Origin of the sequence: Pseudomonas sp. P129 (assembly GCF_020312195.1) — a bacterium.
Classification (GTDB): Bacteria; Pseudomonadota; Gammaproteobacteria; order Pseudomonadales; family Pseudomonadaceae; genus Aquipseudomonas; species Aquipseudomonas fragariae.
In genome coordinates this window covers 299688-313494 of the sequence record NZ_JAGPYS010000005.1, presented here as the reverse complement: position 1 = coordinate 313494, position 13807 = coordinate 299688, and the positions used below count along the sequence as shown (strand labels likewise).

Below are 13807 nucleotides of genomic sequence, written 5' to 3'. Positions count from 1 at the left end.
GCATGAGAACGACCATAAAAATAAGAAACGCAAGAAACTTCAGCATGCAGAGGGCTCCAGACAGTTTAAAGTAACGATTAATCCAGCGGAATTTCGCTGCGCCAATCGACGGCATCAACGAATTCTGGCTGGCCCATCCGCTCTAACACGAAACTTCCCAGCACTAGCACGTCTATTTCCGTACGCATAAAGCAAGCATATGCCTCTGCAGGCTTGCACACGATCGGCTCGCCCCTTACGTTGAACGAGGTGTTTACCAGTACTGAGCATCCTGTGCGATGTTTGAAGCTGCGTAGCAAGTTGGTGAAGGGAGCGTTATTTTCTTCAGTCACCGTTTGCACGCGCGCCGAAAAGTCGACATGGGTGACCGCCGGCAGTTGCGAGCGAATATTGTTGATACTTCCCAAGCCTCGCTCTGGGCCATCCAATTGCGATGATTGCGGAATTTTGATGGCTTCCGACACTGGCGCGACCATCAGCATGTAAGGGCTTTTTTCACGGATATCAAAATAATTCGCGGCATCCTCGGCCAGCACCGCCGGCGCGAACGGGCGGAACGATTCGCGGAACTTGATCTTCAGGTTCATCGTGCGTTGCATCTGCGGATTACGTGCATCGCCGAGAATCGAGCGCGCGCCTAGGGCCCGGGGACCAAATTCCATACGGCCCTGGAACCAGCCCACCACAGCGCCATCGGCCAGCCGACTGGCGATTTGGTCATACAGTCCGCTATCGTCATAGCGAATGAAGGGGTATTTATTTTCCAGGAGGAATGCCTCGATTTCATCGTCGCTGAACCCCGGCCCCAGCAGGCTGCCGCTCATGGCGTCTGACTTGCTGCTTGTAAGGTGCGGGCGATTGCAGCGCTTTACCGCATAGTCCATCGCTGCGCCCAACGCACACCCTGCATCCCCAGCTGCTGGTTGAATCCAGATCGAGTCAAAGCGGCCGGAGCGACTGAGCACGCCGTTGGCAACGCAATTCAAAGCGACTCCACCGGCCAAGCACAGGTTGCGCTGACCTGTCTGCTCGACGGCAGCGGTCGCCAGTCCCAAGACTACTTCTTCAGTGACTGTTTGAATTGATGCTGCGAGATCGCACTCCCGCTGCGAAATCGGGCCTTCAGATTCTCGAATTAGCCCCCCGAACAGTGCTTCGAAGGCTTCCCCCACCATGCGTTCACCGCGCAGGTACTCGAAGTATTTCATGTTCAACGTGAACGAACCGTCCGGGCGGATATTGATCAACTCTTCCCGAATTCTGTCCGCATAGATTGGCTGGCCATACGGCGCCAGCCCCATCAGTTTGTACTCCCCAGAATCGACCTTGAAACCGCAATAGTAAGTCATTGCTGAATACATCAACCCCAAGGAGTGCGGGTAGGAAATCGAATTTTTCAGTTCAAGTCTGGAGCCCAGACCTTGCCAGATAGTCGTCGAATGCCATTCTCCAATGCCGTCGATGCACAGCACCGCAGCGTTCTCGAAGGGAGACGGATAGAACGCTGCCGCCGCGTGAGAGCGGTGATGTCGTGACGCCTGGGTGCGTGGCGCCTTGCCGCGGCCCAGCGCTTCAAGCTGTTCATCGACGAAGTTGAGAACGTTCCATTTCCAACGGATCCATTCCGGCATCGCATTGATAAACGTGCGAGCGCCGCCGATACCACCACTGGCGAAAGAAGAAATCACCCGTGAAAATTTCTCTTGGGGATCTTCGTAATATATCACCGCATCTAAGTCCTCCAGGGTAATCCCCTCGGCGTCCAGGCAGTACGCAATCGCTTGGGCCGGAAATGCCGGATCGTGGCGCAAACGGGTGAAGCGCTCTTCTTGGGCGGCAGCAACGGGCACTCCGTCCTTGACCAAGGCGGCAGCACTGTCGTGATAGAAGGCGGATATACCTAAAACATACATAGCCATTAAGTGCGCATCCTCATCACATCCTGCTAATACGGTAAGTTGCTTGGGCCAACCCATGGAGCCGTAGCACAACAACCTTCTATGCGTTTCAAAATCTTCTTCAAATACAAGAGCATGTGATAAACTCGATACCGCAGTTACACATCCTAATCAGGTGTCTATCGTCATAGCCGCCACTGAGTCTCCGTATTAATCACCGAACACTCCATTTAACCATTCGTACTGCGTTGTTCCAGATAAAGAATGGCAAGCCCGATGCGCTATTGATCGGACGCTTGGTCTACACTTTCGCGGTGATGGGCAGATGGTGGAGGTATTCTTTTGACGCCTTTGCCCGCTCAATCCGCGGTAGTACGCATCCCGCCGTCGATAGCCCCACCCAGCGTAATAGCGATTCCCACTCGCTCGGCCTCGGCGCCAGGGATTCATAGCCTACACGCACCCGTTGCCATTGCGCGGCGGCATCTTCAAACGTGGTGAAGGAGCGCATGTAAGCGTCAATCGCATCTGCAGCCCAAGCGGAGTGCCCCGTGGAAACATTGTCAATGGTGTTATGCAAATCTACGAATGCCGTGCTAAAACCGTAATGCTGCAAAAAGTGCCGAGCAGAGCGATAAGCGCCCCCCACGCCGGATAACTCCATCGCTAGGTTCATACCGAGAATTTCCGGCATAAAAGTTACCGGCAGTTTCCCCAAGCACAGCCAGTATACCGGCAGGCGAAAGGAATCCTCGTCAAGGCGCACATCTTGGGCAAATTCACGACTGCCGGTTGGTGCCAACTCGAAGCCCATCTCGCGCAAGCCATCGCGGTAGATTTTCGGATGATTGAGCGCAGCGTCACCGTTGCCCAACTCATCCCAATAAGTCTGAAACAAAGTGTAGCCGACGTGAGAGGACGCCAACCCAATGTCGGTGAAACCCTGCAGCCACGCACCATCGATAAGTGTCAACGGTGCCAGTTGTAGGGTTGAATTAATGATCTCTTCTCTGTTCGGCATTTGCGCCGGATCTCTGCTATCGAACTGCCGGCCGTTCTGATCATGCTTATCCAGCAACCAGGCTCGCAGGACACTGGTGCCCCAGCGCTCGGGCAGTTGACGCTCAGAGGTTTTCAGCGACTGTCGCGACCGCGCCAGCCAGCGATACACATACCTGCGGGCGAATTTCAACGTGACAGGCTGCAACGCACGTCCCTGCAAAACAAAATAGGCCTCGCGCAGGTTATGGGGCCAGTGCCCCATGTCCGCGTCAGTGCCTATGTCCTGTGGACTCGTATTGGGCGGACCGTCGACTCGCCGCTTCATTAGCTGATCGTCGCAAGCCCTTGGTAACCAATCAATCCATTGGCGAATCACGCTCAAGTCCATTTCACTGAAAATGCGGAACATGCGCCCAGTGGGCGCAACCAAGCTATTTACCAGAGGGCTTTGTTTCGAATTCCCCGGCACAATAAGGGGGCTACGTGATAGCGCATCCAGAAATGGTAGCGGGTCGTGCTGCGCCTCCTCGAACCACAGCGCCAAGCTGCGTCCTTCCATCAGATAATGCCGGTGATACACCGCGCCGACCCTAGCCATGCGTTGTATCAAGTGAGCGATCGCCTTTTGGGGCGAGGTGGTGGTCAGCGATGCATTATAAAGCCGGGCATTCCAACGCTGTAACGCACCGAGCAACCAGTTGGCGCCGCGTAGGAGACGGACCAGGCGCTCTTCACCTTGCTCAGCGACTTGCTGGGTAATCCACTGGCTGATATGACACAACGATGCTGATGCAAGGCCTTTGAAGGCTTCGCTGAGGTCCAGTCTTTGAACATCAAGCGCTATCCCTTCGAGCTGCCCCATCACCGCCCAGCCCGGAAACAAACCTACTGTACGTAGGGCCCAATCAACGCCACAGAGCTCATCTCCAAATGTTTCACTGCGCCGACTAAGGGCGAGTAAAAGCGCAGGCAATTCAAAAGCGTCATCTAGTAGGTCCGGCAGCGTAGCCAACTGCGCCGGGGCCAGTGCATAAGCGTTAAGTTGCAACTGGCTCAGCAACGTGTTGAAGTGATGAGCACGGGAAGCGTTCGGGTATCCCACGCCTACGTCGTGAGCAAGCAGTTGCATCAGTCTCAGTTGCGCGGGGTCTTCAAACACACCGGGCGCACTCATGCCCTGCAGCCAGCACCCCAGTATCGACGCCATTGGTGCTGAGTAGACGGCCAAGGCCTGGGCAAACGCGCATGCGCTGTTCGTTTCGACGGCAGTAGCTGCAGCACGAGCATAAGCCTTGGTCTGAGCCTGCTTCCATGCGTCGATCTGCTGGGACAACTGGTACAATGGTGTCAACTCGCAGCCACTCAGAATATTGTCGAGATAATCTGATTCCAAGAAACATTCAGGATTGAGCGCCAAACGGTAGAGCGCACGCCAATTATGGGGGGCGGGCATTCGAGCTGGAACGGGGTCATCCATAAATAATACCTTGCGAGCGGCGCGTTAGAACATTGGATAGATAGATGAGTCCGGCTTCTTCTTATTCCTCTTTCTAAAAAGGCGTTGAAAAAACTTTTTGATGGATTTCATGTACAATACCTCTTAGCTTAGCGAGTTACATCAAGGATAATTTTTGAAACCAGATCGTTCCCAGCATCGGTGAAGTGGATGCGGTCGACGAACTGCCAGTCTTGCGGTCCCAAGGACTCGGCCAGTAGCGGAGTGATATCAACAAACCCCACCCCCATATTTTGCGCACCTTCCTTCAAACGCTGGGCGTAGGACTCGCGTACTGAGGTTTGCAGGATGTCGCCATATACTTCAGTGAAATTTCCGAGCTTATCGAGTTCAGCGAACAATTCCTCCTCTTGACGGCATCCGGTTTGTCGCACCCAGCCTGCCAAGGGCTGAAGTATAAAAGTCAACTTTGCACCCAAATCTTTGGCCAAGGCACGCCAGATATCTAAGTGCTGCAACGTAAGGTCGGCAGCGTAGTCGATTTGTTCCTGTATAGAAGGTATGGTATACGCCTCGGGCTCCCGACCATTTCCGAAGAGGTCTGTCAGCCCCCACAAACTGCGCGCTGATCGCTTAGGCATCAAGGCATCGAAAAATTGATTACAGTTGAAGAAAGCACCATGTTCACCAACGTATTCCTGGGGCTGACGTGCAAGGCCAAGATTATTAAACCCGGAAAACAGCACGATCTCATCTACCTTTGGCAGGTAGTGCCGATTAAGGACTAGCAGCATCAACTCTTGAGTTGAGTTAAAGCTACGACCGCCAAAATTGAGCCAACGCTCCTTTCGCACGTCATTTTTTGTCAAACAGGACGACAGTGTACAACTATCATTGCTAGCACCAATGCCGAATACTGTCGAACTTCCCGCTAATAAACGCACAGCTTGACCATGTTCTTTGGCATTAGCTACCGAATATCGAGTGCCCTGAGCAACGGAATAACGAAACCCTATCTTGTCTGTATTTATGACTGGTGAATAGTGATTACTCGGATGGAAGTACATTAGATAGGGCAGCCATCGAACCTCACCACTATCTGTAAACTTTTGCTCGTATTCGGCCATTTGGGGTGTGAGCGCCATCCTTATTGTCATGCTAATAACCCTCATTATTTTCACGGCAACCCATGAAAAGTCTGGAAAACCATATGTACCCTATACTGAGGGACACTGGCTCGATGCGGCTATCACTTAATTAGGCAACGACAACGTTGCGCTCGATTGCTTCTGTTAGCAACAAAAGATTTGTCCGAAGCGTGTCGCAATCCTCATCCTTAATAATTAGCTCCCCAATAAACGAAGAGTTATCTATGATCTGCGTCGTAACGCTCGCGCCCAAGGTCCTGGTAAACTTGACACTCACGAATTTTATATTCAATTCAGAGGCTATTAGGTCAACATCTGGAAGAAAATTTAGCACGCCTGATGAAGGCGCACGAATCATCCTAATTCCGCTATATGACTTACGCTCCGGAGTGCCTGAGATAATCTCACCATCGATTGCCCACGCAAGCCAAAGATGCCACGGTTCAAAGGACTTGAATGACAAGATTGCCAAATCCCAAATATGCATTCCCGCTGGACGCATATTGGTTTCTACCGTAGATGTTGAGTCGGCTCGAAGGAAGATCTCGTTATGGTACGCTCCGTTATTGCTGGACACAAGTTTACGCATATAGTGACCGGCATCATTAATTAATCGGTATTCCTGATCAGATAGCTTAGCAGGAACAATTTGCTGTATCTCGGCGCGAAATGAATCCTGTGTTGTTTCTTTTTCAGTGATCCAAGAGTAACCAGCAACAAAATCCCAGCTGAATTCTTTTGCACCGGTTATGAGCTCTTCGACAAGAACACCTCCGTCATGAAAAGCGCTCAGCTTTTCCCAAGCGGGAGCACACTCATCAAGATGATATAATGCAATACATCCATGACTATTGCCAAAGTTAGCTGGCTTTACAAATGCACGGCCGGCGAGTAGTGCCACGACTTCCCTGAAATGTTCAAGAGTGTTAACTTGCACGCTGTATATGGGGTTGTGCGTAGCCGGGCGAGCAGAATCAGCCCCCTCCAAGTCGCGATAAGCGCGCTTATCCAGCCCTGGTGGTGCTTCATCCGGCAATATCCCTGGTAACTGATAATATTTCGAAAGATGAGCACCTAGTAATATGCCAAAATCGGAAAATGGCAGTACACCAACCACCTTCAAGTCTTTATTGCTTATTTCCCTAACTACATACTCGAACGAGGCTTCGATAGCATCGCTCTCGAGCGGACAGACCAGTACCGCGTCCGCAGCTTCATAATCTGCAGGCTGTGCGTGTTTTGTAATTAACGTAAGCGTCGCTGAATATCGGGAAGCACACAGCTTACGAAGATTCATAATGTCGTATACTCTTGAACCGTTATACCCAACTACTAAAAAAGTACTTTTCATTCATGAGCCTCACGTCTGCAAGAAGAAACCTTGCATTCAAAAGTTTTCGGCTAGCTAGATACCAGATGAAGATCAAGCCCTCAGCATACCAATCAGCGTGACATTAATGAGGCGAGTGGTGCCATCGCATTATTAATACCGCCGCCACACACCAAAACCCATCGCTAGCTTCCTTATAAAATAGCGATTTCCAATCGCGCCGAATAATAGTCAATATGCGTCAGCGCACATTCAAAAATCGACATAATTAATATCCAAATCAATGTGCCAAAAAGTGTATAAGCCTTAAACCTATCCACGAACATAAAACATACGAAGGCTAACAACAAGAGCATCGCCAGAACAGAAGCCCTATAACTTCCAGCTCAACCGACTAGAAGTATAATTGCAATTTATAAAACAATCATAATCAAGCTGCTCAAGACTAAAATCTCCAGCTAAATCAGCCTAGCAAGCTACATTGATCATCCGACTGATAGTCTCATAGGAGGTTTAAAACCAGCCCGTGAGGTTCTATCTTCAAAGGCAACTCTACGCAGATAACACTAAGTATCATGATGAGAATAGCAAAACCATTCACATCTACCACACCTTGATCGTCACCAACCCACCTGCCAAACAACTTCCTGAATTGATAGCGATTTCGCTGAGGGCTTATGCGTCTCCACTTTGTACCTTTTCGCCTTTAGATAAGCAACTAAGATACCGATATACCAAGACCGAAAAATCGCTACCCGGACAACTATAAAAACTGTATTTTTCCAGTCATAACTTTAACACCTAGACAAAAATTTAAGTCTTAAAATTTTGCCTGACCAACCATCTATATTCGCTTCTCCAATCTTTTCAAGAGCGACCTTAAGACTAAAGCATAAACTTATATTTCTTGTCCAGCCCTAAGCCTTTAAGAATATTTAGACCCTTATTGAGATGAGCTTGTTCAATAGGTCGCAACGGCTTCCTTAAACTACCTGCGGGAAGTCCTACCGCGTTCATCATTGTCTTCGTAACAGTTGGCGCAGTTGCCGAATATGCAAACTCCAGCAGAGGCATGATCTCTAAATAGGTTTCTTTGAAAATAACAGACTGACGTGCATCATGCCAAGGAGTAGCCAGCAGCTCAATTTCCTTCGGAATGAGATTACCAATCGCACTTAAAACTCCCTGCCCTCCTAAAGACATATTGTGAATTAGTAAGCCGGGCTCAACTAAGTCGTCACACATCAATGATATATCTGGCTTTGCTCTTAGCAACCTTGCCATTTGCTCTGCCCGCCCAGTTGCTTCTTTGTGAACAACATAATTGGGATGTTCGAATATTCTTAATAATTGTTCCCAATGCATATCTGTGCCCAGTCTTGGAGAGTTGTTATACGTCCCTAAGGGTAAGGTCGTAGAGTCGGCTACGTCGAGGAAATATCGCTCAGCATCATTAACTGAAGGGCTTACGTAAGGCGGAACCGATATGACGCCACCGTCAGCGCCATTTTTGGCTGCAAAGCTTACATTTTTAATAGTTGTGTCGGTGTTTGATCCAGTGCACCCGTAGAAAAAAAACATATTCGAGGGCTTCATAGCCATTGTATTGATAACGATATCCTCTCGTTCTTCTGGCGAGAGCATCGATACCTCTCCTGTCGTACTCATGAACAACAGAAATCGTGTGCCATGATGTTGCTGCCATTCGATAAGCGCCTTGAAGGCTCCAAAATCAACTGACCCATCCGCACCAAACGGCGTAATCAACGCGACAAAAGAACCTTCTATTTTCATAACACTAACCTCTTCTTTAGCTCATTTATTTCGAAGATAGTTGAAGTGGGCGCAGGCTACAATTTAGAGCTTTTTCTAACAAGAAAATGTGTTTCTAAATATGAAAATTGAGTTTAGTTATCCACCAAAATCTGTCCCGTGCAACAATTTTTTTTCTCAAGCGCTGACGATGCTGAAACCTTTAGTCCAAAAATAACGTGATCTTTTTCCGGCGATTCTTATAAAATACTTAAAAAATCAGCTAGTTAGTTAAACGGCAATAGATATGACTAAGCTACGGAACGACTCTTCTTAGCATTTTTTCGTATATTTATATAATTATTCGATCTAAAAAATTCTTTGTGGTGGTTCTGTGGCAAATAAGTTCGGAGAACATTTTTCGTCTGCAGATGGCCACATCTGTCGCCGCTGACCGAAAACTGGGTCAGCTGTTCAACTGCCTCTGCGTACTTTTTGAGCAGGAGAACACAGGGTGATCAGCATGGAAATGTTGGGAAAAATCCGGCGGATGTATTTCCGCGACAAGCTCTCGCTGCATCAGATAGCCAAGCGTACCAGGCTGTCGAGAAACACCATCCGTAAATGGGTCAGAGCGCCCGAAGCCACTCAACCAGCGTACCAACGGTGCGCAACCTTCAATAAGCTCAGCCCTTTTCACGAGACCCTGGAGCAGGCGCTCAAGGCCGATTCGTTCCGGCCAAAACACAACCGCAGGAGCGCCAAAGCACTTTTCGAGCAGATCAAGGCCGAGGGTTACGACGGCGGCTACAGCGAGCTCACGGCGTTTGTCCGCTCTTGGCGAGGGGAGCAAGGCAAGTCTTTACGCGCTTTTGTACCGCTGACGTTTGCTCTCGGTGAGGCCTTTCAATTTGACTGGAGCGAAGAAGGTCTGCTGATCGGTGGTCTTTTTCGACGTATCCAGGTCTCCCACATGAAGCTGTGCGCCAGCCGCGCATTCTGGCTGGTTGCGTACCCCAGCCAAGGCCACGAGATGCTATTTGATACCCATACCCGTTCGTTTGGAGCGTTGGGTGGCGTGCCACGTCGCGGCATCTACGACAACATGAAAACGGCTGTCGACAAGGTCAACAAAGGCAAAGGCCGCACGGTCAACGCCCGGTTTTCCGTGATGTGCGCGCACTATCTGTTCGATCCGGACTTCTGCAACGTGGCCTCTGGCTGGGAGAAAGGCATCGTCGAAAAGAACGTGCAGGACAGCCGCAGACGAATCTGGCTCGATGCTCAAAACTGCATGTTCCATACCTTCGAGGAGCTGAACGTCTGGCTCGGCCAACGCTGTCGTACGCTCTGGGCTGAACTTGTACATCCGCAGTACAACGGTTTGACGGTGGCAGAAGTCCTGGAGCTGGAGGAGGCTGAAATGATGCCGATGCCGACGGCCTTTGATGGCTACGTGGAACGCACCGTCCGTGTCTCTAGCACCTGCCTGATCAGCGTGGCGCGCAATCGTTATTCGGTGCCTTGCGAGCGTGTGGGTCAATGGGTCAGCAGCCGTTTGTACCCTTCGCGGATCGTGGTCATTGCCGACGAAACGGTGATCGCCAGTCACGAGCGCCTCTTTGATCGAGATCAGGTCGGTTTTGAATGGCAGCACTACATCCCACTCATCGAACGCAAGCCTGGTGCACTGCGCAATGGCGCTCCATTTGCTGATCTGCCAAAACCGTTACAGCTTCTCAAACGCGGACTGAGGCGTCACACCAACGGTCATCGAATCATGATGCAGGTACTGGCTGCTGTGCCCATCGCCGGTCTCGAACCAGTGCTGGTGGCGGTGGAGCTGGTACTTGAATCGGGAAGTCTGAGCGCCGATCACATCCTCAATGTCGTTGCCCGCCTGACCTCCACCGCACCACCTCCCTGTGTATGAACCAGCCTACAACTGAAGGTGGCGCCTGTTGCCAATACAGCACGCTACGACCGGCTCCGTACGACCGATGAGGAGAATCGCAATGCGTGACCTAATGACTGAACTCAAAGAACTGCGCCTGCACGGCATGGCCAGTGCTTGGGAAGAACTGGTCTCTAAAGGAACAGCGTCGACGGCTTCATCGAAATGGCTGCTGGAACATCTGCTTCAGCAGGAACATGCGGATCGCGCGGTGCGCTCGGTGCGCTCGGTGAATCATCAGATGAACATGGCAAACTCCCCAGCACCGTGACTTAGCTGGCTTTGACTTCAGCGCTTCCAGCGCTGATGCCCGGCTGGTCAGCGATCTATCAAGCTTAGCGTTCACTGAAACCGCGCAGAATGTCGCGTTCATCGGCGACCCTGGAACAGGGAAAACACACCTGGCCAGTGCCTTGGCTGTATCCGGAATCACGGCCCACAACAAACGAGTGCGCTTCTTTTCCACGGTGGATCTGGTCAATCTGCTGGAGCGTGAAAAGTACGATGGTAAGGCAGGCCGAATCGCCCAGGGACTGCTAAGAACAGACCTGGTGATACTCGATGAGCTGGGGTATTTACCTTTCAGCCAGAGTGGCGGCGCACTGTTATTTCACCTGCTGTCCAAACTGTACGAACACACCAGCGTGGTCATCAACACCAACCTCAGCTTCTCGGAATGGTCGAGTGTGTTTGGCGACGCCAAAATGAATACGGCGCTGCTGGATCGGCTGACACACCACTGCCATATTGTTGAAACAGGCAACGAGTCTTACCGCCTGCAACACAGCACATTGGCTGCCCAGACAAAGATCAAAACACGCGAACGAAAGCGAAAGGACGGAGATGATATCGAGGACGATGAGACATTTTGATCCGCACCATAAATACCCTGCTGCATGCATACATGCGGTGGGGCTTGATGCGTCTTTAATCGGAACACTGCTGCTAAGCTTATCCACAATTGCTGGGATCCGTCCTGGGTCAATTTTCAATCGGCGGGGTGGGTCAGTTTTCAATCAGCGCCAACAGCCAGACAGCCCCCGAGCACAAGATCCATAGGATTCCATGAAGTACCAGACGATCACCACTGCGTGGCCTAACCATTTTCTGCTATGGAGAAACCAAATCCTTGATCAACTCCCACGATGCGTCGGAGATTTCGTAACGCTTTGCCATGCCGGCGTCCAGCTAATCATGGCGGCAATTTTACCCGTACCGACTTTTCGTACAAAACCTAGGAAAAAAGGGGCGATCCAAGGCCCCGGGAGACCTACTCTAATATTTAATACAGCATCGCTGTCTGACGCCAGCGTTCATGCCCCACAGTAAAGGATTTTCACTCGATTACGGCGGTGATTCAGAAAAAAAAGCAGGGGGTAGAACACGGCAACTTTAATATCCAATTCCACCAGCACAGACAGGCCATCATGGATTTTCAAAAGTCTACTGGCCTGGGGTAGAGGTATACCTTTTCGACTTTGACGTCGGGTCGCATCATGTTGCTGGCTTTTGAAGGAATCAGAAGCACGGCATAAGACGTCAGCTATTCGCTTGGAATGTGATGCTCGACGAGCGGGCACAGTACAATTCTATTAATCTCCATGCGGCATATCCAAATCATAGGACTATTTACCGTAACAGTAGCGTTGAGCGATAGTGGCGGCATGATTTCTAACTGGAAATTTTAACATTCAAGAATGCTCGAAATTTCCACTCATCAGTACTTCTCTTAATTGTTGCGGCGTCCATAGCTCATGGCCTCTGCGGTTCAGTTCATCGGCCACTGACTCTACTTGTTGAAACGATCCCATCGCTTTTACTCGACTCCATCTGCTATTTCGCCTAGCGACGATTAAGGAGTCCTCAAGTCCTACTCGTATGCCATCTACTTCCAAGGCCACGGCGGTGTCCACGATTAAGTGCTGCAAAACTCCAGGCAACAATAGTGAAATTAAAGCTTTGGGGAAATGACTTCGTATTTTATTCACTACCGGCTGTAGTGAACTAGTTAAGCATTGCACCGCTTCCTTAGTATTTTTTCCTTCTCTAACTATCTGAATGCAAACATCCCGAGCATATGGTGACACTAGAGAATCGTCAGAGTAAGTTTTTGTATAAGGGTCGTATCGTAGTTGATCCACACAAGCTACCAGCATAAAAAGCGGATTAGATATTGAGTTATTTATCTGACTACGGTAACAAGAAATCGCATTCTGTAATATCTCGTTATTGAACACCTCTATCTCTGGCGTATACCCTAACTCTCTAAAGCGCTGCAATTGTTTGTTAATAAAATCCTTCGAATTTTTATATCCAGTTTTATTTGCGAACAATACGTCTCCTGTACTTAATGAAGCAATACCCTGCCACCTTGTGACTTTTTGGTAATCATGAAGGATATTCCAGCGGTGAACGCTTTCGGAATCAGCTGTATTTCCTCTTACACTTGTAGATAGGTTCACTAAAGCATGTGGCTGCTGACCATGGATCTGGGGGATGATTTTTTTATATTGGTTAAGCTCCGGTTGATTATCCTGATCTATGATGGTAATCCGAAACCCAAGCTGCTCAACTGTAACCAGCCTTCCTCCGGCAACGTTTCTGGTATGAAGGTGGACTACGGCGGCACCGTGCTCGAGTGCTAAAATGGCCTCCGATGCGATCATCTGGGGCACAATCGGCAGGTATGGAGAACGTGCTACCATCGGGTTAAAATAACCTGAGTCGCAAAGCTTCCACCCTATGTCTTCAAGGTTTTTAATTAAGCGTTTACTGCGAAATAATCGCTGCACCAGACTGGGTGGAATATAGCCACTTTTCTTCCTATATAGCCATTTCAAGTTCCCTTCATCGTCAACTATCCACCCCTGCGATGTAAGCGTAGTTATCAAGTCATCTGCTGCGCCCGAAATAACGACATACGCTAAAAACTCTTTCTTTATAACAGAGATATTGTCTTGGGTGTATGACTTAAATTGATCACCGATCAATTCACAAACTTCGTCGCTGCTTAAGTTGGAAATAGTTAATTTAGCTATTTTTTTTGGCGCGACCTCTGGCCCACCAAACGTCATCCCACCAGCTTTTTCCAGCTGCCAACCCTCATCTTTTATACACTCTAAAAGCCTTGTCGAGTCTTGGTTATTAAGTTTATGAAGCTCCAGATTCGACAAGTACACCGTGTCGTTGGGCAAGTGAAGCTTAGGTACTGCTCCAGTAATTGCAGCTGTTATAAACATTCTCTTCTTAACAATAGTATCCATTTTT

6 protein-coding genes and 3 pseudogenes are annotated in these 13807 nt (G+C 49.7%); 2 read left to right on the top strand and 7 right to left on the bottom strand.

Annotated elements, in window-relative coordinates:
* Positions 1-77: 77 nt before the first annotated feature.
* The 5 genes from KBY02_RS15125 to KBY02_RS15105 form a co-directional block, all read right to left on the bottom strand.
* Complete coding sequence (locus KBY02_RS15125; protein WP_225650602.1) at positions 78-1919, bottom strand: carbamoyltransferase; 1842 nt, start codon at positions 1917-1919, stop codon at positions 78-80.
* A gap of 280 nt (positions 1920-2199) precedes the next feature.
* Entirely contained in the window at positions 2200-4377 is a 2178-nt protein-coding gene (locus KBY02_RS15120; protein ID WP_225650601.1) for an iron-containing redox enzyme family protein, read from the bottom strand.
* A gap of 128 nt (positions 4378-4505) precedes the next feature.
* Positions 4506-5513, bottom strand: a complete 1008-nt coding sequence (locus tag KBY02_RS15115; RefSeq protein ID WP_412548788.1) for an SGNH/GDSL hydrolase family protein — start codon at positions 5511-5513, stop codon at positions 4506-4508.
* Between the two features lie 100 nt (positions 5514-5613).
* Positions 5614-6855: a biotin carboxylase gene (locus tag KBY02_RS15110; RefSeq protein ID WP_225650599.1), complete on the bottom strand. Its 1242-nt coding sequence runs from the start codon at positions 6853-6855 to the stop codon at positions 5614-5616.
* Between the two features lie 864 nt (positions 6856-7719).
* The gene (locus KBY02_RS15105; protein WP_225650598.1) at positions 7720-8628 is read right to left on the bottom strand and encodes a dihydrodipicolinate synthase family protein; all 909 of its coding nucleotides are present in this window, start codon (positions 8626-8628) and stop codon (positions 7720-7722) included.
* Positions 8629-9109: 481 nt separating this feature from the next.
* Between KBY02_RS15105 and istA the strand changes: the two are divergent.
* Positions 9110-10609: pseudogene (istA, locus tag KBY02_RS15100) on the top strand (IS21 family transposase).
* A pseudogene (istB, locus tag KBY02_RS15095) lies at positions 10602-11412 on the top strand (IS21-like element ISPsy20 family helper ATPase IstB). Before istA ends, istB begins: the two co-directional pseudogenes overlap by 8 nt.
* A 157-nt stretch (positions 11413-11569) precedes the next feature.
* Here the strand turns inward: istB and KBY02_RS15090 are convergent.
* Together KBY02_RS15090 and KBY02_RS15085 are read right to left on the bottom strand one after the other, a co-directional pair.
* A pseudogene (locus KBY02_RS15090) lies at positions 11570-11716 on the bottom strand (IS5/IS1182 family transposase); the annotation flags it as partial.
* 515 nt (positions 11717-12231) lie between these two features.
* Entirely contained in the window at positions 12232-13803 is a 1572-nt protein-coding gene (locus KBY02_RS15085; RefSeq protein WP_225650597.1) for a 3-keto-5-aminohexanoate cleavage protein, read from the bottom strand.
* Positions 13804-13807: the final 4 nt, after the last annotated feature.

Bases quoted from the DNA above. Each gene is read 5' to 3' on its own strand.
- KBY02_RS15125 (WP_225650602.1), bottom strand. From the start codon at position 1,919: ATGGCTATGTATGTTTTAGGTATATCCGCCTTCTATCACGACAGTGCT.
- KBY02_RS15120 (WP_225650601.1), bottom strand. From the start codon at position 4,377: ATGGATGACCCCGTTCCAGCTCGAATGCCCGCCCCCCATAATTGGCGT.
- KBY02_RS15115 (WP_412548788.1), bottom strand. From the start codon at position 5,513: ATGACAATAAGGATGGCGCTCACACCCCAAATGGCCGAATACGAGCAA.
- KBY02_RS15110 (WP_225650599.1), bottom strand. From the start codon at position 6,855: ATGAAAAGTACTTTTTTAGTAGTTGGGTATAACGGTTCAAGAGTATAC.
- KBY02_RS15105 (WP_225650598.1), bottom strand. From the start codon at position 8,628: ATGAAAATAGAAGGTTCTTTTGTCGCGTTGATTACGCCGTTTGGTGCG.
- KBY02_RS15085 (WP_225650597.1), bottom strand. From the start codon at position 13,803: ATGGATACTATTGTTAAGAAGAGAATGTTTATAACAGCTGCAATTACT.